Here is a 24,491-nt window from a genome sequence, read left to right as displayed (position 1 = left end):
TGTTGTAAATCGCTTCAAATTATTTTGAAGTGAAAAAATAAAGATACTTTAGGTGTTATAGTACAAACCCTGATGGTACAACAGCTCCTTTTTTAATAACTACAATACCATCTCTAATTACATAAAGATCGGTTTCTGTATCTTCTAAATGTTTACCTCCGTTAATTGTAACGTCATCTCCAATTTTACTGTTTTTATCAATAATAGCATTATTAATAACACAACGTTCACCAATTCCAACAAGGATTTTAATGTGGTTTTTATCTATTTCTTCTAAGGTTTCATAATAATCTGATCCCATAATATAAGAATTTGTAATTACGGTATCTTTTCCTATACGAGCGCGTATACCGATTACAGAGTGTTCAATTTTAGAGGCGTGAATAATACAACCTTCTGCAATAACAGCTTTATTTAAAGTGGTTCCTGCTAATTTAGTGGTTGGTAGCATTCTTGCATGGGTATAAATACGCTGTGAGGTATCGTATAAATTAAATTTAGGAATATCGTCTGTAAGTCCTAAGTTCGCTTCAAAGAAGGATTCTATTGTTCCTATATCGGTCCAGTAGCCTTCATATTGGTAGCTATAAACGGGACGTTTTCCAATAGCTTGAGGTATAATTTCTTTACCAAAATCGTTAGTAGAAGGATCGTTCATTAAGTCTACTAAAAGCTGTTTATTAAACACGTATATACCCATAGAGGCTAAGTAGTGACGTCCTTCTTTCTTCATTTCTTCACTAACTTCAGATTCCCATCCTTTAATTAATTCGCTGTTAGGTTTTTCAATAAATGAAGAAATCATGCTATTTTCATCGGTTTTTAAAATTCCGAAAGCTGTACCATCTTTTGCATTTACAGGATAAGTTGCTACACTAATTTCTGCGCCACTTTGTATGTGTTTTTCTATTAATTCATTAAAATCCATTTGGTATAACTGATCGCCAGAAAGAATTAAAGCGTACTCAAAATCATTTCTTAAAAAGTGATGCATACTTTGTCTAACAGCATCTGCGGTACCTTGAAACCAATCGCTATTACCTAAAGTTTGTTCTGCTGCTAATACGTTAACAAAAGCAGAACTAAAAAAGCTAAAATGGTAGGTATCTTTTATGTGGCGGTTTAATGATGCAGAATTAAACTGTGTTAAAACAAACATACGTTTAATGTCTGAATTGATACAGTTAGAGATGGGAATATCTACTAATCGATATTTTCCTGCAATAGGGACAGCTGGTTTAGATCTGTCTTCGGTTAATGGGAAAAGTCGTGAGCCTTGACCTCCTCCTAAAATGATAGATAGTACTTTGTTGTTAATCATAAAAATGGATTTAATGAGTTATACACGTTTAAATATGATTGTGCCGAAGCATGCCACGAATGGTCTATGGCCATAACTTCTGCTCTAGTTTGTTTAAATATATCTGAATCGTAAAATTCTGAAGCCCGCTCAATGGCTTCACAAACTTCTGATATGGTAACACCGTTATGACAAATTCCAAATCCGTCATCATAAAGATCTTCTACAGTATCTTTTAAACCTCCAATATTATTAACTATTGGAATTGTCCCGTATCGTAATGCATACATTTGGTTTAATCCGCAAGGTTCTACTCGTGACGGCATTAAAAGAAAATCGGCTCCAGCATAAATAATATGCGAAAGTTTTTCGTCGTAGCCTATGTATGCGTTGTATTTATCTGGAAATTTTTCTTTTAAGTTTATCAGGTCGTTTTCGGTGTGTTTTTCACCAGAACCTAATAATAGTATTGAGATGTCGTTGCCAAATAATGATTCTGAAAAAATCTTTGAAAATAAATCGGCTCCTTTTTGTTCTACCAAGCGCCCAATAAAAGCAATAAGTGGTCTGTTTACATCTAAGTTAAATTCTTTACACAGCCAGGCTTTATTTTTTTGTTTGCCTTCAGCAATAGTTTTTTGAGTATAGTTTTCAATAATTAAAGGGTCTGTTTCTGTGTTCCAAACAGAGGTGTCTATCCCGTTTAATATACCAATACATTTAGCATGTTCGTCACTTAATAGCGATTCTAAACCATTAGCATTCTCTTTGAGTTCATCCATATAGCTAGGTGATACCGTAGTTACTACCCAAGCACATTTAATGGCTGCTGCCATAGGGTTTATAACATGGTTCCAATCTAACAATCCTACATGGCTAAATTTAAATTCAGGTATTAGACTTACTAAATCGTGTGAAAACCAACCCTGATATTGTGCATTATGAATTGTAAAGGCCACAGGGACTTTTCTTAGCATAGAATATCTAAAAGATTCTTGCATCATAAAAGGAACTAACCCCGTATGGTGATCGTGACAGTGAATAACGTCTGGAATGGTATCGCCTTGAGCAATCCAATCTAAAGCTGCAATTTGAAATGCTAAAAAACGTTCTGTATCATCTGAGGTGTAAACAAAATCTGTATATAAAAGCTCTGGGACATCTACAAAAAAGATATCGAAACCTAAATCGTTTTCATGATCTTTTAATGTTAAGATCCTGAAATCGTAATCTGTTTCACCTAATAAAATGGTATCGTTATATACGGCTTTAAAACAATGCGATTGTGTGTACTTGTTTTTATAAAAAGGCATTATAACCTGACTAGTAGCTCCTAGTTCATTCTGGTATTTTGGTAGTGCGCCTAAAACATCTGCTAAACCGCCTACTTTGGCGATTGGATAGCATTCGGCACTTAGATGAGTGATTATCATAGCTTATAAAAAAATGGCATTTCTCTATAAACTTAAAAAGATTATTTCAATTCATTATTATGATTATAAAACAATTATGAAAAAAAATGTTATTTTGAATAAATATCAGTTATGTTTTTGGACTGTAATGTTTTAAATATTTAAAAATCAAGATATATATTTGGTTTAAAGTGTAGTATTTAATTTGTATTTAAAACAAAAAAAACTGCCTTTAAAGACAGTTTTTTATAATTATAAAGGGTATTATTTTTAGTCGTTTAATTTTAAAACGGCCATGAATGCTTGTTGTGGAATTTCTACATTTCCAACTTGGCGCATACGTTTTTTACCTTTCTTTTGTTTTTCTAAAAGTTTACGTTTTCTAGAGATATCTCCTCCATAACATTTTGCGGTTACATCTTTACGTAATGCTTTTATAGTTTCTCTTGAAATAATTTTTGCTCCAATTGCTGCTTGGATTGGAATATCGAATTGCTGACGCGGAATTAATTCCTTTAATTTCTCACACATTTTCTTCCCAATATTTTGTGCATTATCGGCATGAATTAAAGCTGAAAGCGCATCTACGGGTTGTGCATTTAATAAAATATCCAGTCTTACTAATTTTGAGGTTTTCATACCAATAGGATGGTAATCGAAAGACGCATACCCTTTAGATACCGTTTTTAAACGGTCGTAAAAGTCGAATACAATTTCGGCTAAAGGCATATCAAACGTTAACTCTACACGTTCTGGTGTTAAATAGGTCTGATTTAAAATCATACCACGTTTTTCAATACAAAGCGACATTACATTTCCTACAAAATCTGCCTTTGTAATAATGGTTGCTTTTATGTAAGGTTCTTCAACTCTGTTAACGGTTGATGGTTCTGGTAAGTCTGATGGGTTATTTACTATTAATGGGACATCAGGATTTTTGTTTGTATAGGCGTAATAAGACACGTTGGGTACTGTGGTAATAACCGTCATATCAAACTCACGCTCTAAACGTTCTTGTATAATTTCCATGTGTAGCATTCCTAAGAATCCACAACGGAAACCAAAACCTAAAGCGGCAGAACTTTCTGGAAAAAATACTAAAGAGGCATCGTTTAATTGTAATTTTTCCATAGAGTTACGTAACTCCTCGTAATCTTCTGTATCAACAGGGTAAATTCCTGCAAAAACCATGGGTTTTACATCTTCAAATCCTTCAACAATATTTGTTGTTGGTTTTTCAAAATCTGTAATGGTATCTCCAACTTTTACTTCTTTAGCGGTTTTAATACCGGTAATTAAATACCCTACATCTCCTGCTTTTACACTTGTTTTAGCTACTTGAGTGAGTTTTAAGGTTCCTACTTCGTCTGCAAAGTATTCTTTATTTGTAGCGACAAATTTAATTTTTTGTCCCTTTTTAATTTCACCATTAAAGACTCTAAAATAAGTCTCTATACCTCTAAATGTATTGTAAACCGAGTCAAAAATTAAGGCTTGAAGAGGCGCTTCTGGATCTCCTTTTGGAGCAGGAATACGTTCAATTACGGCTTCTAAAATTTTGTCTATTCCAAACCCCGTTTTACCACTGGCATGTATAACATCTTCCGGTTCGCAACCTAAAAGATCAACAATATCGTCTGTAACTTCTTCAGGGTTGGCACTTGGTAAATCTACTTTATTAAGAACGGGGATAATTTCTAAATCATTTTCTAAAGCCAAATACAGATTTGAAATGGTTTGGGCTTGTATACTTTGTGCCGCATCTACAATTAAAAGGGCACCTTCGCAAGCTGCTATAGATCGAGAGACTTCATAAGAGAAATCGACGTGGCCAGGAGTATCAATAAGGTTTAATACAAATTGTTCGCCTTTATAGATATAATCCATTTGTATGGCATGCGATTTAATGGTAATACCACGTTCGCGTTCCAAATCCATATTATCTAGTAATTGGTTTTGTTTTTCGCGTTCGGTAACCGAACCTGTATAATCTAATAAACGATCGGCTAATGTGCTTTTACCGTGATCTATGTGTGCAATTATGCAAAAATTTCTGATGTGCTTCATAAAGAAAACTATACCTTGCTTTAATCTGCAAATATAGCAGAAATAGATTAGCAATTTAATATTTTTTAAAGACTAGTTACAATGCTCTATAACTTTAATTTGCCAGATGGAGGTCTATTAAATATATTAGATGATTTAATGCTACATTTGAGTAATCATTTTTGCTATTATGTCAATTAAATTTTCTGTTCTTTTTATTTTCTCTACATTTTTTTGTTATTGTCAAGACATTAAAATAACAGGTCAGATTGTAGATCAATCTAATAAGCCTATTGCTTATGCCAATGTTATTATAATCAATGCAATTAATGAATCTGATGTGAAGGGTACATTAACTAATGATAAAGGTTATTTTGAAATTAAAAAGTTACAATCTGGCTCTTATAATTTAGATATTAGTTTTATAGGCTATTCTCATTACAAAACGACCATTGAGTTAAAATCTTCTACCCATTTACAGACTATTACTTTAGGAGAATTTAATGAGACATTAGATGCTGTTAATATTTTTGCTAAGCGCCCTACCTATAAAAAACAATCAGACCGTATAATTTTTAATATTGAAGAAACGTCTTTAACCGAAGGTAGTGTGATGGATGTTTTAAAAAGTACACCAGGTATTTTAATTATTAATGATGAAATCAGTGTTAGAAACAGTGCAAACATTATTTATTTAATAAATAATAAACGGGTGTATTTAACTGGAGAAGATTTACAACAATTGTTAGCAGGAACCACAGCTACCAATGTGCAATCCGTAGAAGTTATAACAAATCCGCCAGCAATTTACGATGCAGAAGGATCTGCCGTTATTAATATCACCATGAGTAAAAACCTAATTGTAGGTTATAATGGTAGTGTTTACGGAAATTATACGCAAGGGATATATCCTGGAATTAATGTAGGGACAAATCACTTTTATAAAACAGACAAAATAAGTGTGTTTGCAAACTATTCTTATGAAGAACGAAAGAAAAATAGAATAAACACCAGCGAAATTAATTTTATAGAAAACAATACTGTTGTTGGACAATGGACAGATAAAATTGATAGAAATACCAGTTCAAAATCACATCAATTAAATACAAATTTAGATTATACAATTAATGATGCAAATGTTATTTCCTTTTTTGGTAATTTAAACCTGACACCTTATTGGAACAGAAAAGCAAATATGACCACTCAAGCCATAGATTCGTCATTTATTTCTAAAAATAATATAGACGATACTAAAACTAATGTAGCTTTAAATTTAGATTATATTAATACGTCTGAGGATGGAAATACGTTTTCTGTAAACATGCATCATACTCATTATGATTATGACAGACAACAAGACATGAATTCTAAATATTACGATATTAATAATGTTTTTACTCGTGATAATATTTTTAATTCTAATTCTGTGCAGAATACTTATATTTATTCGGGCCAAGCAGATTACAGTACTTTTTTAAACAAGGATATCGCTTTAAGTTTTGGAGCCAAAGTCTCTTTAATAGATTCTAAAAGTAGTATAGATCAATTTTATTTAGAAGGCGATCGTTTTGTAATTGATGAAATAAATAGCGGTACTTTTGATTATAATGAAATGAATTATGCTACTTATGTAAACTTGTCTAAATCATGGGATACATGGAGTTTATCTGCAGGTTTAAGAGGTGAATTTACAGATGCAGAAGGCAAATTATCTAGCCTTTACACACTAAACTCTTTTAATTATTTAGAGCTCTTTCCAACCTTTAATGTCTCTCACGATTTTAATGAAGATAATAGTTTAGGACTGTCTTATGGTAAACGTATAGAGCGTCCTTCATATGCGTCATTAAATCCGTTTAAATATTATTTTAACGATTATACCTTCTTACAAGGAAACCCAAATTTAGAACCTACAATTTCTCATTTAACAACCTTATCATATACGTTTAAAAGTATTTATACTTTTGAATTGTATTATAGGTTTGAAGATAAACCAACATCAGAATTAGTATTTCAGGATAATGAAACCAATCAGATTTTTTACTTGCCTACCAATTTAGATAAATCTGTAGATTTTGGTTTTGATTTTCTCATGTATCAGCAGTTTACCCATGTGTGGTCTGTATATGTAGTAAATTCTATTTTTCATAATAAAACGTATTTTGAAGCTATAGAAAGCGGAAATTCTATTGAGACTAACGATATGTGGTCCATGTATACTAATATTATGAACTTTTTTTCCTTTACTGAAGATCGAAGTTTGAGCGGAGAAATATCAGTATTATATATGTCTCCTATGATTAACGGATCTTCAGATATTTCTTCTAGAGCGCAAATAGATCTAGGCTTAAAAAAAAGCTTTAATAATGGTAAATGGGTAGCGTCTTTAAAACTCAATGATATTTTTAAAACTTCAAATTTCACCGTTAAAAACAAATATTTAAATCAGGATAATACCTATAATAATAAATACGATAATCAATATTTTCGTTTTGGCCTGCGTTATAACTTCGGAAACACTAAACTTTCAACCAACGAAAAAGAAGAAAAAGAAATAAATGAAAGAAATCGATTAAGTTCAGAAAGCACAAATAATTAGTCCAGTTCTATGTGATTGATTTATAATATACTTAACTATCAATTTAATTTGAATTATTTATGTTATTTTTGAATAACCATTTTTCATTTTATGTCTTTAAAACTAACTTATCTATTTTTACTGTGTTCTTATTTTTGTGTCTCTCAAGAAATTAAAATTTCTGGTAAGGTTTTAGATAATAATAACTTACCCATATCTTACGCGAACATTATTTTGATAAATACCCAAGATGAAAGTAATATTTTAGGAACTATAACAAATGAAAGCGGATATTTTGTAATAGAAGATATACCGTCTGGAACTTATAAAATAGATATAAGTTTTGTAGGTTATTCTGCTTACAGTTCAGAATTGATTATAGATAAAGTGCTATATTTAAAACCCGTTATTTTACAAGAAGCATCTCAAGACGAACTTAAAGTTATTGAAGTTCATGTAGATGATGAACCTAATGAATAGTCTAAAAATTACATTAATTACATCCTATTCTAATTTTACACCGTAAGAATTTAACATATTGTATTAACACCTTAATATACAAATCAGTACAGGTATAGTGTAAATTCTATCATTTTAAGTATTTTTGCTCACTCAAAAAATACATATTTTGGTTAAAATAGATACTATAGAACTTCCCGATTTTCCATTGCTTTTAGCTCCTATGGAAGATGTTAGCGATCCACCTTTTCGAGCACTTTGTAAAGAACAAGGTGCAGATGTGGTATATACAGAATTTATTTCTAGCGAAGGTTTAATTCGTGATGCAGCTAAAAGCACCATGAAATTAGATATTTACGAAAAAGAACGTCCTGTTGGAATTCAAATTTTTGGAGCTAACCTAGATAGTATGCTACAAACTGTAGATATTGTAACCGATTCTAAACCAGATATTATTGATATTAATTTTGGTTGTCCTGTAAAAAAAGTAGTTTCTAAAGGTGCTGGTGCAGGGATTTTAAAAGATATAGATTTAATGGTAAGTTTAACCGAAGCCATGGTTAAGCGTACACATTTACCAATAACAGTAAAAACACGTTTGGGTTGGGATCATGAGTCTATACGTATTCTTGAAGTGGCCGAGCGTTTACAAGATGTAGGCTGTAAAGCAATTTCAATTCACGGGCGTACGCGTGCACAAATGTATAAAGGAGATGCAGATTGGGGGCCAATTGCTGAGGTTAAAAACAACCCGCGAATGCACATTCCTGTTTTTGGGAATGGTGATGTAGATACGCCTGAAAAAGCTATGAAAATGCGCGATGAATATGGATTAGATGGCTGTATGATTGGACGCGCAAGTATAGGAAATCCGTGGTTTTTTAAACAGGTAAAACATTTTTTTGAAACAGGAGAACACCTTGCTCCAATTACGATCCAAGAACGTGTAGAAGCCGCTAAGCAACACTTACAAATGGCAATTGATTGGAAAGGAGAAACATTAGGTGTGTTTGAAACTCGACGTCATTACACAAACTATTTTAAAGGAATTCCACACTTTAAAGAATACCGTCAAAAAATGGTTACTAGCGATGTTTCTAAAGATGTATTTGAAACGTTTGATCTGGTCTTACAAGATTTTTCTGATTATACCTTTGAGCATTAAGAGTACGAGTTAATTAAGGAAATGGGAGTATTGGTTTGCAAACTAAGGGTTACTATGGTATAATTTAGATTTAAGAGTAATAGCGTTGTGGCAATATTTTTATAAAAAGCTAAATTTAAATAGTTTCAATTAAAGATTTAGAAATTCTTACAGAAGCAATTTTTGATGCTATAATTCCTAGTACAGATATAGTAAGTAACACTACAATTATGTTAGTAAGAGTGATGGTTACTGGGTATGGTAAGCTTGGTGTAATCATAACTAAAGAAAAAGCTTGTTGTAATCCTACAATAATTAGCCCAATAATTAATCCAACACCACCTCCAAATACAGCCATTAAACTCCCTTGATAGAAAAATATACGTCTAATTTCTTTCACGGAAGCACCAAGTTTATAAAGTGTACTTAATGTTTTTTTCTTGTCAAGAATCATCATAACTATAGATCCAATTACATTAAATAGTGCAATAATTAATACCAAAGTAAATATTAAATATACAGCAAGATTCTCTGTATTTAACATTTTGTAGAGTGCATCATTTAATTGAACACGATTTTTAATTGTAAATTGGTCTCCAAGAATAGCTTCAAGTTCAGTTTTAACTTTGGTTTCATCGCTGTTCGGATTTAATTTAAATTCTACAGCAGAAATTTGATTGGGTTTGTATCCTAATAGATCTCGAGACATATTAAATGTGGTATACACATAGGTTTCGTTCAAAGTTTCATTAACATCAAATAAGCCTACATTTATACACTCTATGGCATTAAAAGCACTTTTTGTTGAGCTGATTTGCCCTGTTCCAGGTTTAGGAACGTATATGGTAACCGATTTTCCATAATCTAAAACACCTAATGATAAATGACTAGAAACACCCCATCCAGCAACCATTTGGTTAGTGTTTGGCCTTAACCAACTTCCTTGTACTATTACAGAATCTATAGCATTAACCTGACTGTAATTTTCATCGACACCCTTTATGTAAGCAGGATAATTTTTTTCATCGTAAGATAAAATAACGCGCTCTTCAATGATTTTTGTATAAGAGGCTATACCATCTAAATTTTCTAGGGCGTTAAATTGTGAATCTGTTAAGGTAACCGATTTCCCTTGGCTAGGAATAGCCTTTAAATCGGGATCGATTATTGTAGAAAATTTTAAAGTAAAATCTTTTAAACCAGCAAATCCAGAAAGGACTATAAATAAGGAAGCCGCTCCCAAAATAACTCCAACAGCAGCAATTATTGTTATAAAATTAATAGCATTGTTGCTGCTTTTAGAGCGCAAATAACGTTTGGCGATGTACAGCGAGAAATTCAATCTAAGATTTTTTGCGTTTTCCTAATAGTTCAGGGTCATTAATTGGGTTGTCTATTCCTTTTAAAGAGCGTTCTATTTGGTCTATGTATTCTAAAGAGTCATCAACAAAAAATTCTAAATTAGGCATTCTACGTAATTGATGTTTTGTACGTTGTGCTAATTCATGTCTAATTAATGGTGTATTAGAGCGAATGCCTTCTAACAATTCTTTAGCTTTATTATTAGGAAAAATACTTAAATATACTTTAGCTATGGACAAATCTACCGTTACATTAACTTTAGATACCGATATAAGAATGCCCTGCATGCCTCCTTGAGTTGCGGCACTTTGTAATACATCTACTAAATCACGTTGTAAAACCGAGCCTATTTTTTTTTGTCTATTACTTTCCATGGTGCAAAAATAGTTGATATTTAAAGATAATAATAGTTTTGCATGTAAAATTTACATCTTATTATAAAAGTATAACTTCTTTAATACACAGTCTACTACGAGAAAAGAGTATATAATTGACCTTTTAAATATTATATTTTATAAAAGTAATTAGAAAAAGGCTTGCAGTATTTTAAAAATAATAGTAATATTGCACTCCAATTTTGAGGTCCTATAGCTCAGTTGGTTAGAGCACCTGACTCATAATCAGGTGGTCCCTGGTTCGAGCCCAGGTGGGACCACTTCAATATTGTTAAAGCCTTTCGAGAAATCGAAAGGCTTTTTTTGTTGTAGTAATATAAAAACAATAGGCATACTTCTATATGTTTTAGTGTAAAGACTAAAACATATAGAAAAAAATAAATCCACCAATTATTGCTATAGACACTATAGAACCTACAAAGGCAGCTACAGCTTTAGGTTTTAACATAGACGATACTATAGCTATCTCGGGTAAACTAGCCCCAGTACCACCAATTAGTAATGCCATGGCGGAGCCCATACTCATGCCTTTACCTATTAAAACACTTAATAGCGGAATAGCCATTTCTATTCTAAGATATAATGGCACGCCAATAATTGCAGCTAATAATATGGCTAACGGATTATCATTACCTAGGTATTTTTCAACAAAAGAATCTGGAACAAACACAACAGAAATAGCACTTATAATTGCGCCTAATAAAATATAAGGCATAATGCGTTTAAAAAGAGACCAAGCAAAATCTAGCGCTTCTTTTACTTTTTTATTTTTAATAGTTGTAAATGGCGTACTAGTCGAGGTACAACTTGTTTGTTGAGGTTTTGGTGTGCAAGTTGAAATTACGGTTACTGGCTCTGTAATCTGTACTGTTTGCGAGCACGAACTTGGTTTGGATTGTTGTTCAGTACAAGTGTTTTCGTTTTGTTTCTTTCCTATAGTTTTTACGTGGTTTACAAGCGATGTGTTACCAACAATTGTCCCAAAAACAATTGCTCCAAAAAATACAACCAGAAAATACACCGCAGCTACTTTTAAACCAAACACTGTAAATACAAATGCTACAACAACAAAGTTTGCTAAGGGTGCTGATAATAAAAAAGAAAAAACCATAGATAAAGGTGCTCCCATTTCTAACATTCCCATAGACACCGGTACCATAGAGGCACTACAAAAAGGAGTTGGAATTCCTAATATGGCACCCATTATACCACTAAATTTACCAGTTTTGCTTAATCGTTTCTGTAGTTTTTCTTGGGGAATATAAGCACGTATAAACCCAGTTAGTAATGATACAAAAGCAATAATAAAAAATAAGGCTACACTTACATGAATAAATTCGTCTAGTGCAATTTTTAAATTTTCATTCATTTTAAATAGTTATAAAATTAGTAAATAATAATTAACATATGCTTTATAGTGCATATGTTTAGGTTTAAAAAAAACTAATACAATTTATTCACCTTGTTATATTAGTTTTCGCGTATTAAAAGTTTTTGTTTGCAACGTTTTATTTCGGTTTTCATATCATTTTCAGAAATAGTACTCACCGCTCTCTTTATGTGATTTAAAAATTCACTATCTGTGTTGTTAATAAAATAATAAACCCATTTACCTTCCTTACTTTCGTTTAAAATACCAGCTTTACTTAATATACGTAAATGACGTGAGACATTATATTGTGGCACATTTAAAACATCTATAATTTCTGATACGCAAATTTTAGAATCTACATTTATTAATAACCAAATAATTTTGAGCCGAGTGATTTCAGATAAGGCTTTAAAAACGGAAATACTATTTTCTATACTGGTTTTCATTTACTAAATATGTGTTTTTATTATATGCGAAAAAATGCATATGTTACAAATGTAGCTATTTCACTCTAACATACAAAATGCAATGTTATTAAAAAGGAATAGGGAACGATATCAATTTAAAAATAGAGTCTTTTATTAAATTAAAAATTAAAATCTAAAATAAGTCAATGTGTGTTTAAATATTCCATATTAATTCTTAAATTAATGAGTTATATAGGTGGATCCAGAGCATATATTTTATATTTGATTTTAAATTGATGGATGTTTACAATTCATTTAATGGGTTTTAATGAACAATCTAATTCCAACCTGAATTTATGAAAATAAATAAATTTATACTATTAATAATAGTACTTATAGGTTTTACTACTTGCAAAAAAAAGGAGTCCAATCATGCCAAAAATTCTGAAACAGCTGAAGTAATAATTCCTGTGAAGAGTGAAAATTTTATTGCCGAAGGATTGGCCGAACCTATTACTATTGTTAGTAGAACTTTATCTGATGGCACTACAGCAGATTGTTTTAAAATAGTAACAACAGCAACACCAACAGATCATGAAATGGGACCGTGGTGTCCAACTAATATTACAGATGATGCTTCTGCAGGTGGTATATGGCTAGAAGACGGTAAAGTATATGATGTAGATGGAGAATTTGTTAAAAATTTGGCTACATTTTATGAAGATGATACTTGGATGTTATACGACAAAGAAACAGGCGAAATCACTAAAACAAAAACTAAACAAGAGTGTGAAGAAGCTGCTAATCCTAATGTTGGAGAAGAATATAAAAATTTTTGTGTAGAGTGTTTACCTTCTTATTTAGGTGAAATAACACACACATATTATATTCCTGTAACTCCTAAAAAAGCCGAAAAAGCATATAGTTTTTCAAGAGGAGGTGGTAGAGGTCCTGGTGGGCCAGATGGACATGAAAGACCAGAACATCCTGAAAAAGGAGAACGCCCTGAAGGCGGAAGACCTCCAGAAAATGAATCGGGTATGCCTTCTAACAGAGGATTAGCATTTAATGGTGTTGTTTTTAATGCACCTGCTCCTGTTGATAACATTTTAGGTGCTTATACTATTGCTCCTTTTGATGATGCCGGCGGACATATAAACTTAAACGAAGGTTATCATTATCATGCTGCAACTGGAGTGTCTAAAAATATTGAACAAAAAGATGGTCATGCACCCATGATTGGCTATGCCTTTGATGGTTATGCAATTTATGCAAATACAGATGCAAACGGAAAAGCAGACACAGATTTAGATGAATCTAGAGGGCACTATGATGAAATAAGAGGTTATCATTATCATGTAGATGAAGCAGGAAGTAATAATTTTATTAACGGTTTAAGAGGTGAATATGCTTTGTAAACAAACACGAACAGTATATAGTGTTCTTGTGTTGTTTTTTGTGAGTTATTTTACCCAAGCTCACAGTCCAGATTTTTCTAATGTTATTATTTCAAAAACAGATAGCGGACAAATCGTTTTACAAATAAATACTTCTTTAACAGCTTTTCAAGAAGAGGTAAATTATATAAATGGGACAGGTGCGTATAACACACCAAAAGCATTTCGAGATTTAGTACTAAAACATTTTTATGCTAATTTTTCAATTGTAATAAATAATAAAGATACCTTACAGTTTAAAGATCCCAAAGTGTTTTTAGGTCATGAAACAAAGCTAGTTACAGAAGTTTTGGGTATGCCTGATAATATTAAAACAATTCAATTAAAAAACGAATTGTTTAAAGATATTCATAATAACCAATCTATAGTTATTTTTCTTTTAGATCAATTTCCAACAACAAAATATACATTAACACAAGATAATAATCATACTTTATATATTGAGTATGTTAATGGAAAATGGCATGAGATAAAAGCCAAAACTAAAACTGAATATTTAAATTTTAAATATGGAATTTTTATAGTCTGTATTATTGTATTTTTCGGGCTGGTATATATAATTAAAAAAAGAAAAGAATTCATTTTTGAAATATAAAAAAAGCGAATCATTAGGTTCGCTTTTTTATTAAAAACAGATCCAACATTCATGAAATCTTACATTTAAAACGAATATGTTATATTTGAAATGATGTGTATCATGTCTTGAATTTTTGTAGCTTCTTAAACAGTAAGTTATTTCGTTTTTGTTTTTACAAACTTGAAAAGTGTTTTATACATTTCTATTACTTTTTTTAATACTAATAATAACCTAATTAATGAAACACTTTTTTTTAAAACCCACATTAGCCTTATGCGCTATAACGGTATTTCTTTCATGTAAAACAGAGCCCAAAACCTCAACTATTTCAGACGTAGATAGTGTTGCAGAATCTAAAAAAGTTAATGTTTTTTTTCAAAAAGCATTTGATAAGCAAGTTGAATTGAACCCTGAATTTCAAACCAGACTTGGAATCAAAACAGATTACGGTAAATTAAATGATAATTCTCCTGAAGCTGAAGTTCGCGACTTGAAAATTAACGAAGCATATTTAGTGTGGTTAACAGACTCTGTAAATGTAGATGCATTATCAGAAGATGCATTGTTAAGCTATACTTTATTTAAACAACGTGTAGAGCATAGTATAAACGATTATAAATACAGGTTACATAATTATCCAGTAAATCAAATGCATGGCGCACAATCAGGTAAGCCTGCTTTTTTAATAAACATGCACCGTATTGATAATGTGGCAGATGCCGAAGCTTATATTTCTAGATTGGAAGCGTTTAAAACATATTTTTCTCAATTGGTAGAAAATTTAAAAGCTCGTGAAGATATAGGTGTTATGCCTCCAAAATTTGTTTACGATAAAGTTATTCAAGATTCAGAAAATATTTTGGTTGGTCAACCTTTCGATGAGTCCGATTCTCAAAGTACGTTGCTTAAAGATTTTACTAAAAAAGTAAATGCATTAGATATAGATGATGCAGAAAAAACAATTTTAGAACAGAAAGCCAAAATAGCCCTATTAGAGTTTGTTAAACCAGCTTATAGCGGACTTATTGCTTTTATGAGAGCCCAAAAAGAGCGTGCCAATACAGATCATGGCGCTTGGAAATTTCCTGATGGCGAAGCCTTTTATAATAATGCTATAAGGAGAACAACTACAACAGATTTAACAGCAAACGAAATACATAATATAGGATTATCTGAAGTTGCAAGAATTCATAAAGAAATGGATGCAATTCGTACTCGTGTAGGTTTTGATGGGACATTACAAGAGTTTTTTCAATTTATGAAAACAGATCAGCAATTTTACTATCCAACAACTGCAGAGGGAAAGGCCGCTTATCTTGATAAAGCCGTTCATATTATAGATAGTATGAAAACAAGGCTGGACGAAATTTTTATTACAAAACCCAAAACAGATATTATGGTTAAAGCTGTAGAGCCGTTTAGAGAAAAATCTGCTGGAAAAGCTTTTTATAATCGTCCAGCTGCAGACGGATCTAGACCCGGAATTTATTATGCAAATTTATACGATATGAGTATGATGCCAACTTACCAAATGGAGGCATTAGCTTACCATGAAGGAATTCCAGGACACCATATGCAACTTGCTATTCAACAAGAATTAGAAAATGTGCATATGTTCAGAAAATTTGGAGGTTATACAGCTTATACAGAAGGTTGGGGATTATATTCAGAATTTGTACCTAAAGAAATGGGGTTTTATTCAGATCCGTATTCAGATTTTGGCCGTCTAGCCATGGAATTATGGAGAGCTTGTAGGTTAGTTGTGGATACAGGAATTCATGCAAAAAAATGGACAAGAGAAGAGGGTATTAAGTATTATACAGATAATACTCCAAATGCAGAGTTAGATGCGATTAAAATGGTAGAACGACACATTGTTATGCCAGGTCAAGCTACAGCATATAAAATAGGAATGCTTAAAATTTTAGAATTACGCAACAAAGCAAATGAAGCTTTAGGAGATAAATTTGATGTTCGCGAATTTCATGAAGTCGTGCTTTCGCATGGTGCAATACCTTTAAATGTTTTAGAAGATTTTGTAGATAATTATATTGCTTCTAAAACAGAAAATAGTGATATTTAAAACTAGCTAAATTTTATTTTTTTTGATAATTTATAAACTTATTAAATTTTTAAAAATTTGTGTGTTTTTTAAAATTAAAAATAAGCTGTAAACCTATACTATTACCGATAAGTTTGTGTCTTTATTCTAGTGCTAATTTTTTAACTTATAGACTTAAAATTAGTGTTTAAAAAAACTACTGGGTTCATTTTTAAATGATGCTTTAATTGAAATAATGTATGACTATAAAAATGTAATTTTAATTATAAATTATAGGTGTAATATCATGCAATAAAAGCATTGTGTTTTTTATACATTCCAGCGGCTAAGTACTTAAAATGTATTTAGCCGTTTGTTTTAATTTTATAATATATATGTTGTTTGGATTCGCTTTTTTATGTGGTAGTTAATTTTTAACTTTAGTAACTAAATAGGTCTGATATAATTTTTATATTAAGATTAAAAGTAATGTACATGAGAAATTATATCGTTATTGGAGGTTCGTCCGGTATTGGAGAACAACTGGTTAATTTACTTGAAGCCGAAGGTTCGCAAGTTACTGCAACCTATCACACCAACATTTGTAAAGACCGAAACCAAGTGAGGTATATACCTTTTGATGCTACTACAGATACTTTGGATTTAGATAGTTTACCATCAGAAATACATGGGGTAGCTTATTGTCCAGGGAGTATAAACTTAAAGCCTTTTCACCGTTTTAAAGAAAGCGATTATGTTGCAGATTTTAAGTTGCAAGTTACAGGTGCAATTAAAGTTATACAGCAACTTTTACCCAGATTAAAAGCGAGTGCAGAAGCCTCTATTGTTTTGTTTTCTACAGTAGCTGTACAACAGGGATTTAGTTTTCATTCGCAAGTTGCCTTGTCTAAAGGCGCTATAGAAGGTTTAACAAGAGCTTTGGCTGCAGAGCTTGCTCCAATTATTCGTGTGAATGCAATTGCACCTTCATTAACAGATACAAAATTAGCTGGTCGTTTGTTAAGCAGCCCAGAAAAGAAAGAGCATCAATCTAAAATGAATCCGCTTAAAAAAGTTGGAGAACCTTTAGATGTCGCTAAAACTGCATTATTTTTGTTAACACCTAATTCATCTTGGATTACTGGACAAATTCTTCATGTAGATGGTGGTGTTTCATCGGTTAAATAATAAAAATTTATCTCCAATTAATTTTAATAAAGCGTTCGTTTTTTTCAAATGCTTTTGGAGTATGCTCTAAGATTTCTACTCTTAAGGCATCTAGTAAGACATCTTTAGAAAAAGTATGGTGGGTAACTAAGCTTACTTCTCTAATTGGTTTCGGTTCTGAAAAAGGAATAACTAATCCCAAATCGGTAGAGTGAATTGCCATTTCTGGTACTAAAGTAAATCCGCCATAATTATCAACCATTTTCTTTAAAGCCTCGATAGACCCGCTTTTAAATTGAATGTTTTTAGTATTTTCAAGTTGTCCACAGATGTTTAAGACCTGATTCCTAAAACAATGCCCTTTTTCTAAAAGCCATATGTTTTTTAAATGTTCTATTTCTTCTATAGAAATTGTTTGCTTCTCAGTATTAAAAAAATCTTTGTGCCCATAAAATATAAATGGCTCGTTGTAAAGTTTAGTTTCTCTTATAAAAGGTTCGTTTAGTGGTGTAACCAGAATACCAATATCTATTTCTTTTTTTTGAAGGGCTTTTATAATGTGGTCACTTTCCATCTCTTCAATTTTTAAAATGGTATTCGGATATTTTTTTGAAATGGAACCAGAAATAAGAGGTATTAAATACGAAGAAATAGTTGGAATTACCGCCATACGATATTCGCCTTCTAGATTTTCTAATTCAATATTTACCATGTTTTTTAATTCGCTTACTTCTCGCAAAATTTCTTTAGATTTTAAAATAAAAACCTCTCCTAAATCTGTGGGTTTTAAAGGAAATTTACTTTTATCGAAAATTAAAAAACCTATTTCTTCCTCTAATTTTTTTACTTGAATGGTAATAGTAGGTTGTGTTACAAAACATTTTTCTGCAGCTGTAACAAAGTGTCTATAAGTGTCTAATGCAATTACATACTGTAGTTGTTGTAAGGTCATATTAAGGTGTGTATTAATTTTAGCAATACAAGTATATAAAGTATTAATTTGATTAATACGTGGTTCTGATTGAATTTTACACCATCCTTATAAATTAAATTGATACAAAAATGAAGAAAAAATTAACAACATTTTTAATGCTGTCTTTCGTTTGGATTGGAATTTCTCAAACCAACGAAACAATAACCACAAATGGAGGTGTTCCGGTAGGAGACAATCAAAACTCCAAAACCGTAGGAGAATATGGACCTGTTTTGTTAGAAGATGTTTTTTTAGTAGAAAAATTAGCAGCTTTCGATAGAGAACGTATTCCTGAACGGGTAGTACATCCAAGAGGTGCTGGTGCCTCTGGGTATTTTGAGGCGACTAAAGATATGTCTGAATATACTCGAGCAGTTCTTTTTTCGGAAGTAGGAAAAAAAACAGATTTGGCTGTAAGGTTTTCTACCGTAATTCATGGTAAAGGATCTCCAGAAACGGCTAGAGATCCAAGAGGATTTGCTGTTAAATTTTATACCGAAGAAGGTAATTATGATATTGTGGGTAATAATTTGCCAATCTTTTTTATTAGAGATGCTATAAAGTTTCCTGATATGGTACATTCACTAAAACCTTCTCCAGTGACGAATAAACAAGATCCAAACAGATTTTTCGATTTCTTTTCAAACGTTCCAGAGTCTACACATATGCTAACTCGTTTGTATACCGATTTAGGAATACCAAAAGGTTACCAATACATGAACGGAAGTAGCGTGCATGGTTATAAATGGATTAATAAAGAAGGAAAAGTAACTTATGTTAAGTACTCTTGGGTATCTAAACAAGGCGAAAAAAACTTAACTGCTGAAGAAGCTGCTGCTCAACAAGGAAAAGATTGGCAGCATGCAACCATGAGTTTGCGAAAAGATATAGAAAATAAAAACTATCCGCAATGGGATTTATATGTACAAATGATTGTGCCTGAAGATATTCATTCATTCGATTTTTGGCCTTTAGATGCGACTAAAGATTGGCCTGCTGAAGAAATTGAAAAAATTAAAATTGGTACGATGACATTAAATGAAAATCCGGTAAATTATTTTGAGCAGGTAGAAAGTATTGCCTTTTCTCCAGGAGCTTTAATTCCAGGTGTAGAGCCGTCTGAAGATAAATTGTTACAAGGACGTTTATTTGCTTATTTTGATACTCAAAGACATCGTTTAGGCCCAAATTTCTTACAGTTAGAAATTAACAAGCCTTTAAAAGATCCTACTAATTATAATTCTGATAGTTGGAATAGTGCTGGTAATAAAAGATTTGAAAATCCAGATGTAAACTATCAGCCAAGTAATAAGGCTGCATTAAAAGAAGACCCGCAATACAAACAGTCGGAAACGACTCTAACTAATGTTACTATTACTCAAAAGAAAATTACAAAAACTAACGATTTTGGGCAAGCAGGAGATTTTTACAGATCTTTAAACAAAGCAGAACAAGATCATCTAATTAAAAATTTAAGTGGAGATTTAGGTCAGGTTACAGATAAAAACATTCAAAAAACTATGATAGGCTATTTTTATAGAGCCGATAGAGATTATGGAATGCGCTTAGCTAAAGCTTTAGGTTTTACACAAAAAGATTTTATGCATTAATACTAGTAATTAAAGAAAGAGGAAGTGTAAACTTCCTCTTTTGTAAAATTAAACATGATGAAACATTTATTGTTATTACTTATTTTTTGTTGTTCAGTAACCATTTATAGTCAATCTGTTTTTGAAGTTTCTAGGGAAGGTTATTTAGAACAACTAAAGGCGCTTTATGCTGCAGATCGTACAATTGTAAATACAGCAGACAGTTATGGGTTTACACCATTAATATTAGCAGCTTATAACAACCAAATAGAAATAGTGAAATATTTACTAGCACATGGCAGTGATGTAAATGCAAAGGATACTTCGGGTAACACCGCTTTAATGGGAGTTTGTTTTAAAGGTTATATACAAATTGTTAAACTCCTTGTAGAGCATGGTGCAAATGTAAACCAACAGAATTTTAATGGGGCTACAGCTTTAATTTATGCAAGTACATTTGGTCATACAGAAATTGTAGCATATTTACTTAAAAAACGAGCAAATAAAAGAATTACAGATAATAGAGAAAATACGGCTTTAAAACATGCTGAAATGCAAGGTAATTCTGAAATTATTGCACTTTTTTTAGATTAAATATTAATAATTTATAATAAATAATTATAAATATGGCTGTTTTTAAATTAAAGACAATTTTGTCTTCTGAAAAAACCTTTAATTTTCTCTTTTAGTAGGAAAAATGAATTTATTTTTGCATAACAATTCTTACAAACTTTTTTTAAAGCAAAAATAAAAAATGAGGCAGCCCTTATATACATCAAGCATTACATATTATATTTTGTTAGGTATACTTTTTATTATACCATTTTCGGAGGTATATGCACAGAAAGAAATTAACGTAAATTATGTTACAGATAATGCATTTAAAATAGATGGAGTTTTAGACGAACCCATGTGGGAACATGCTATCCCATCAAGTCACTTTACAGAGTATTTTCCTACAGACACAAAAGAAACTGCCTATCAGACAGAGTTGAGAATGCTTTATAATGAAGAGTATTTATATATAGCTATTACAGGGTATGCACCTGGAAAAGATTATAAAACGCCATCTTACGAAAGGGATTTTAGTATTAGTGGAGCAGATATAATAAATCTTATGTTTGATACGTATCGAGACCGCACAAATGCTTTTTTATTTGGAATTAATCCTTTTGGTGTCTTAAGAGAAGGTATCATTTATGGTGGTGGTGTAGATGGTGATTTAGATTTAAATTGGAATACTAAATGGCTTGGGGAATCTAAAATTTATGACGGTTATTTTATTTCAGAGGTAAGAATACCCATGTCTGCTTTTAAGTTTAAAGAAGGAGTGACATCTTGGAAATTTAATGTCATGAGATCAGATACACAATCTAATACTAAAAGTTCATGGTCTAAAGTACCCCAAAACTTAAACCAGTTTAATATGGGGTATTTTGGGAATTTAATTTTTGAAAGACCATTAAAACAAACTAAAAGTCCAATTTCTGTAATTCCTTATGTCACACCTTCGTTTAATAAAGATTATGTTAATAATGAAGAGTCTTTTGAGTTTAAGGCAGGTTTTGATGCTAAAGTCCCTGTAAAAAATAGTTTCATGCTAGATTTAACTGTGAATCCAGATTTTTCTAGTGAAGATGTGGTTGCTAGTCAAAATAATGTCACACAGTTTGAAATTAAACAAGACGAAACACGTCAGTTTTTTATTGATAATGGCGATTTGTTTAATGCTTTGGGAGATACAGATAATGCACTTCCTTTTTATTCTAGACGTATTGGTGTAGATACAGATAGTGATGGTAACACGGCAATTATTGATGTAAATGCAGGAGCAAAATTTACGGGTAAATTGAATAATAAGTTACGTATTGGAGCTTTAGATGTACAAACTGGTGGTTATAAGTCTGGTTATATACCTGCAAACAATAATTTAATTGTAGCAGCAGAACAAAAGGTACTTAAAAAATCTAATTTAAGTTTGTTTTTTGTAAACAGACAAGCAACAAACTATAATGAGGTGTATGATGGTGTGGCCGATACTATAAGTAGAAAAACAAAATACAATCGAGTAGTTGGATCGGATTTCACATATTATTCAGAAGACAATAGTATAGATGCCAAATTTTTCCTTCACAAATCGTTTACACCCGGTATAACATCTAATGCTATATCTGCAGGTACAGATATAAATGTAGAGAAAAGAAAATATGCTTTAGGGCTTAAAACTCAGTATGTAGACAAAGGCTTTCAATCGGATTTAGGCTATACTAAACGAACAGACATATTAAGAGCAAATCCATCGGTTGATTATAATTTATATCCAGAAAAAGGACCATTTAATACTATTATTTTTAACGCCAGTAATAATTCGTATTGGACAGCTTCAGATCATTTATCAGTTAGAGAAGTCTATAACGCTGCGGGTGTAGAGTTTAATTTTAATAATGGAAGTCTGGTGTCTTTAACTGGTAACAATACATTTATACATTTATCTACTCCGTTTGATCCTGTAGGAACGTCTGATGATGCTGTGTATTTACCCGTTGGAGATTATACGTATAATGATTTAGAATTAGAATTTAAATCAGATAAAAGAAAAGCACTATGGGCAGAAGGATCAACCATGTACGGATCTTTTTATAATGGACATAAGTTTACAGCAGATGTTACATTTCAATATCGATATCAACCTATTTTTACTTTAGCTTTACAGTTGCAATATGACGATATTAACCTACCAGAACCTTATTCATCAGATAAATTATGGTATTTAGGACCAACTTTTAATTTTACATTTAGTAAAAAATTATTTTTTAATACAGACATTCAGTATAGTTCTCAGGCAGAAAGTTTTTTATTGGTATCTAGATTGCAATGGCGTTATGCTCCATTATCAGATATTTTCTTAACGTATAATGATGTTAAAACAACATCGCCATTTGAGCCTGTACAAAAAGGAATTTATTTAAAAATTAATTACTGGTTTGATATTAATAGATAAAACGTAAGAATTATAATTTAAAAGTTTGTGTACACAAGCTAAAATTAAAACGCAGCTGTAATTAAAACAGCTGCGTTTTTTTTGTGGTTATTTTCAATGCTAAGTGTGTCTATAAAAGGATTGATTTTTTCTTATGTATACAGAGTTTATACTTGTTTTAATTATTTTATTTCGTAGTAGTGACAGCGAAGAATAATTATTAACGATGTGTAAAATTTAAATAATAATGAATAATTTTAGTTAAAAAAATGATAACTAAAACAAAAAATAGTATAGGATATTGCTAATATTGTCCATGTATTTTTAATATAATGTTAATTTATTTTTGTTTTTTTAATAATCTCATCTTTTTTGTTAAAAAGATAAAAAACACGTCTATATGCGTGCTATGATTTGCTTAATTTATTGTGTCTCGGTACATATATTTTAAATTAATATAGAATAAGTAAATCGAAAGTTTATGCAAGAATATGGAGAATTGGCTCTAGCTCTAGTCGCAAAAAATAACCTTAATTTAGATTATGCTTCTTTAAATCAAGTGCAAGAATCTAGTGCGAGTGATGTCTTTCCTGAAGATAAATCAGATACTGTTATTTGGAAAAAAATAAAAGAAGGAGATAAGGTTGCATTTGGAGAACTTTACGATAGATATGTAAATATATTATTCTCTTATGGTATGTATCATTCTAAAGATCGCGGTTATGTTATGGATTGTATACACGATTTATTCGTCGATTTATATAAATACAGAACAAATCTATCTAAAACAGATAACGTAAAATATTATTTATTTAAATCGTTAAAACGAAAAATTAATAAAAAATATAATAAAAAGAACGCGGCCATATCTCTAGATGAATTTGATTACGAAATAGAGGTCATGAATAAAAGACACTCCGATTCTTACGAAAAAAAAATAATTACTGAAGAGCATGTTTCAGAACGCAATAAAAATTTGCGTAATGCAATGAAAACTTTAAGTGATAAACAAAGACAGATTTTATCGTTACGTTTTGAAGAAGAAAAAACTTACGAAGAAATATCTGGAATAATTGGAGTTTCTGTACAATCTGCAAGAACATCCATTTACCGTGCCATTAAAGCTTTAAGAAAACTAAACTTTTTATGCCTATTCTTAATCAATTATTATCTTTTTAATTAAATACTAAAACTTAATGTCTATATAAAGTAAACTATTTGCTATTAATAAA

The 24,491-nt window shown here is 31.2% G+C and carries 19 protein-coding genes and 1 tRNA gene; 12 read left to right on the top strand and 8 right to left on the bottom strand.

Annotated elements, in window-relative coordinates:
• Positions 1–55: 55 nt before the first annotated feature.
• From FNB79_RS04010 to lepA, 3 genes are all read right to left on the bottom strand, one after another.
• Positions 56–1,321, bottom strand: coding sequence for a glucose-1-phosphate adenylyltransferase (locus tag FNB79_RS04010; RefSeq protein WP_143380079.1), 1,266 nt, complete (start codon positions 1,319–1,321; stop codon positions 56–58).
• Complete coding sequence (locus tag FNB79_RS04005; RefSeq protein WP_143380078.1) at positions 1,318–2,733, bottom strand: glycogen synthase; 1,416 nt, start codon at positions 2,731–2,733, stop codon at positions 1,318–1,320. Before FNB79_RS04005 ends, FNB79_RS04010 begins: the two co-directional genes overlap by 4 nt.
• 249 nt (positions 2,734–2,982) lie before the next feature.
• Entirely contained in the window at positions 2,983–4,779 is a 1,797-nt protein-coding gene (lepA, locus tag FNB79_RS04000; protein WP_143380077.1) for a translation elongation factor 4, read from the bottom strand.
• Positions 4,780–4,948: 169 nt separating this feature from the next.
• On the opposite strand from lepA, the gene FNB79_RS03995 reads away from it, so the two are divergent.
• The 3 genes from FNB79_RS03995 to dusB all read left to right on the top strand — a co-directional run bounded on the left by FNB79_RS03995 (position 4,949) and on the right by dusB (position 8,960).
• Positions 4,949–7,357: a TonB-dependent receptor gene (locus FNB79_RS03995; protein ID WP_143380076.1), complete on the top strand. Its 2,409-nt coding sequence runs from the start codon at positions 4,949–4,951 to the stop codon at positions 7,355–7,357.
• A 90-nt stretch (positions 7,358–7,447) separates the two neighbouring features.
• Positions 7,448–7,816: a carboxypeptidase-like regulatory domain-containing protein gene (locus FNB79_RS03990; protein ID WP_143380075.1), complete on the top strand. Its 369-nt coding sequence runs from the start codon at positions 7,448–7,450 to the stop codon at positions 7,814–7,816.
• A gap of 148 nt (positions 7,817–7,964) precedes the next feature.
• Entirely contained in the window at positions 7,965–8,960 is a 996-nt protein-coding gene (dusB, locus tag FNB79_RS03985) for a tRNA dihydrouridine synthase DusB (RefSeq protein WP_143380074.1), read from the top strand.
• 115 nt (positions 8,961–9,075) lie between these two features.
• On the opposite strand, the gene FNB79_RS03980 is transcribed toward dusB, so the two are convergent.
• Together FNB79_RS03980 and rbfA are read right to left on the bottom strand one after the other, a co-directional pair.
• Positions 9,076–10,281: an ABC transporter permease gene (locus tag FNB79_RS03980; protein WP_143380073.1), complete on the bottom strand. Its 1,206-nt coding sequence runs from the start codon at positions 10,279–10,281 to the stop codon at positions 9,076–9,078.
• 1 nt (position 10,282) lies between these two features.
• On the bottom strand, positions 10,283–10,675 hold the full coding sequence (gene rbfA / locus FNB79_RS03975; RefSeq protein ID WP_143380072.1) for a 30S ribosome-binding factor RbfA: 393 nt from the start codon (positions 10,673–10,675) through the stop codon (positions 10,283–10,285).
• A 207-nt stretch (positions 10,676–10,882) separates the two neighbouring features.
• Between rbfA and FNB79_RS03970 the strand changes: the two genes are divergently transcribed.
• Positions 10,883–10,956: transfer RNA gene (locus FNB79_RS03970), tRNA-Ile, on the top strand.
• A 98-nt stretch (positions 10,957–11,054) separates the two neighbouring features.
• Here the strand turns inward: FNB79_RS03970 and FNB79_RS03965 are convergent.
• Together FNB79_RS03965 and FNB79_RS03960 are read right to left on the bottom strand one after the other, a co-directional pair.
• Positions 11,055–12,065, bottom strand: a complete 1,011-nt coding sequence (locus FNB79_RS03965) for a permease (RefSeq protein ID WP_143380071.1) — start codon at positions 12,063–12,065, stop codon at positions 11,055–11,057.
• A gap of 101 nt (positions 12,066–12,166) precedes the next feature.
• Positions 12,167–12,514 (bottom strand): ArsR/SmtB family transcription factor, encoded by a 348-nt coding sequence (locus FNB79_RS03960; protein WP_143380070.1) that lies wholly within the window; start codon positions 12,512–12,514, stop codon positions 12,167–12,169.
• Between the two features lie 317 nt (positions 12,515–12,831).
• On the opposite strand from FNB79_RS03960, the gene FNB79_RS03955 reads away from it, so the two are divergent.
• The 4 genes from FNB79_RS03955 (at position 12,832) to FNB79_RS03940 (ending at position 17,738) form a co-directional block, all read left to right on the top strand.
• Entirely contained in the window at positions 12,832–13,893 is a 1,062-nt protein-coding gene (locus tag FNB79_RS03955; RefSeq protein ID WP_143380069.1) for a YHYH protein, read from the top strand.
• Complete coding sequence (locus FNB79_RS03950) at positions 13,883–14,527, top strand: hypothetical protein (protein ID WP_143380068.1); 645 nt, start codon at positions 13,883–13,885, stop codon at positions 14,525–14,527. The genes FNB79_RS03955 and FNB79_RS03950 overlap by 11 nt, the downstream gene beginning before the upstream one ends.
• A 220-nt stretch (positions 14,528–14,747) precedes the next feature.
• Positions 14,748–16,592 carry a DUF885 domain-containing protein gene (locus FNB79_RS03945; RefSeq protein WP_143380067.1) on the top strand — a complete coding sequence of 615 codons (1,845 nt, stop codon included), beginning with the start codon at positions 14,748–14,750 and terminating at the stop codon, positions 16,590–16,592.
• 453 nt (positions 16,593–17,045) lie between these two features.
• Positions 17,046–17,738, top strand: a complete 693-nt coding sequence (locus FNB79_RS03940; protein ID WP_143380066.1) for an SDR family NAD(P)-dependent oxidoreductase — start codon at positions 17,046–17,048, stop codon at positions 17,736–17,738.
• A gap of 7 nt (positions 17,739–17,745) precedes the next feature.
• Here the strand turns inward: FNB79_RS03940 and FNB79_RS03935 are convergent, their stop codons facing one another.
• Entirely contained in the window at positions 17,746–18,669 is a 924-nt protein-coding gene (locus FNB79_RS03935) for a hydrogen peroxide-inducible genes activator (protein WP_143380065.1), read from the bottom strand.
• A 137-nt stretch (positions 18,670–18,806) separates the two neighbouring features.
• Here FNB79_RS03935 and FNB79_RS03930 point away from each other — a divergent pair, with 137 nt between their 5' ends.
• The 4 genes from FNB79_RS03930 (at position 18,807) to FNB79_RS03915 (ending at position 24,442) form a co-directional block, all read left to right on the top strand.
• Positions 18,807–20,300, top strand: a complete 1,494-nt coding sequence (locus FNB79_RS03930; protein WP_246073357.1) for a catalase — start codon at positions 18,807–18,809, stop codon at positions 20,298–20,300.
• A 54-nt stretch (positions 20,301–20,354) separates the two neighbouring features.
• A complete protein-coding gene (locus tag FNB79_RS03925; protein WP_246073327.1) occupies positions 20,355–20,873 on the top strand; it encodes an ankyrin repeat domain-containing protein in 519 nt (172 codons plus the stop codon).
• A 160-nt stretch (positions 20,874–21,033) separates the two neighbouring features.
• Entirely contained in the window at positions 21,034–23,280 is a 2,247-nt protein-coding gene (locus tag FNB79_RS03920) for a DUF5916 domain-containing protein (RefSeq protein ID WP_143380063.1), read from the top strand.
• A gap of 460 nt (positions 23,281–23,740) precedes the next feature.
• Complete coding sequence (locus FNB79_RS03915; protein ID WP_143380062.1) at positions 23,741–24,442, top strand: RNA polymerase sigma factor; 702 nt, start codon at positions 23,741–23,743, stop codon at positions 24,440–24,442.
• Positions 24,443–24,491: the final 49 nt, after the last annotated feature.

This window comes from Formosa sediminum (genome assembly GCF_007197735.1).
GTDB lineage: Bacteria > Bacteroidota > Bacteroidia > Flavobacteriales > Flavobacteriaceae > Formosa > Formosa sediminum.
The sequence above is the reverse complement of the archived record's forward strand: the minus strand, read 5'-3'. Positions and strand labels throughout refer to the sequence as shown.

What these genes read in the sequence shown, in the direction of transcription:
- FNB79_RS04010 (WP_143380079.1), bottom strand. Translation starts at nt 1,321, where the DNA reads ATGATTAACAACAAAGTACTATCTATCATTTTAGGAGGAGGTCAAGGC.
- FNB79_RS04005 (WP_143380078.1), bottom strand. Translation starts at nt 2,733, where the DNA reads ATGATAATCACTCATCTAAGTGCCGAATGCTATCCAATCGCCAAAGTA.
- lepA (WP_143380077.1), bottom strand. Translation starts at nt 4,779, where the DNA reads ATGAAGCACATCAGAAATTTTTGCATAATTGCACACATAGATCACGGT.
- FNB79_RS03995 (WP_143380076.1), top strand. Translation starts at nt 4,949, where the DNA reads ATGTCAATTAAATTTTCTGTTCTTTTTATTTTCTCTACATTTTTTTGT.
- FNB79_RS03990 (WP_143380075.1), top strand. Translation starts at nt 7,448, where the DNA reads ATGTCTTTAAAACTAACTTATCTATTTTTACTGTGTTCTTATTTTTGT.
- rbfA (WP_143380072.1), bottom strand. Translation starts at nt 10,675, where the DNA reads ATGGAAAGTAATAGACAAAAAAAAATAGGCTCGGTTTTACAACGTGAT.
- FNB79_RS03965 (WP_143380071.1), bottom strand. Translation starts at nt 12,065, where the DNA reads ATGAATGAAAATTTAAAAATTGCACTAGACGAATTTATTCATGTAAGT.
- FNB79_RS03960 (WP_143380070.1), bottom strand. Translation starts at nt 12,514, where the DNA reads ATGAAAACCAGTATAGAAAATAGTATTTCCGTTTTTAAAGCCTTATCT.
- FNB79_RS03955 (WP_143380069.1), top strand. Translation starts at nt 12,832, where the DNA reads ATGAAAATAAATAAATTTATACTATTAATAATAGTACTTATAGGTTTT.
- FNB79_RS03950 (WP_143380068.1), top strand. Translation starts at nt 13,883, where the DNA reads ATGCTTTGTAAACAAACACGAACAGTATATAGTGTTCTTGTGTTGTTT.
- FNB79_RS03945 (WP_143380067.1), top strand. Translation starts at nt 14,748, where the DNA reads ATGAAACACTTTTTTTTAAAACCCACATTAGCCTTATGCGCTATAACG.
- FNB79_RS03940 (WP_143380066.1), top strand. Translation starts at nt 17,046, where the DNA reads ATGAGAAATTATATCGTTATTGGAGGTTCGTCCGGTATTGGAGAACAA.
- FNB79_RS03935 (WP_143380065.1), bottom strand. Translation starts at nt 18,669, where the DNA reads ATGACCTTACAACAACTACAGTATGTAATTGCATTAGACACTTATAGA.
- FNB79_RS03930 (WP_246073357.1), top strand. Translation starts at nt 18,807, where the DNA reads ATGCTGTCTTTCGTTTGGATTGGAATTTCTCAAACCAACGAAACAATA.
- FNB79_RS03925 (WP_246073327.1), top strand. Translation starts at nt 20,355, where the DNA reads ATGATGAAACATTTATTGTTATTACTTATTTTTTGTTGTTCAGTAACC.
- FNB79_RS03920 (WP_143380063.1), top strand. Translation starts at nt 21,034, where the DNA reads ATGAGGCAGCCCTTATATACATCAAGCATTACATATTATATTTTGTTA.
- FNB79_RS03915 (WP_143380062.1), top strand. Translation starts at nt 23,741, where the DNA reads ATGCAAGAATATGGAGAATTGGCTCTAGCTCTAGTCGCAAAAAATAAC.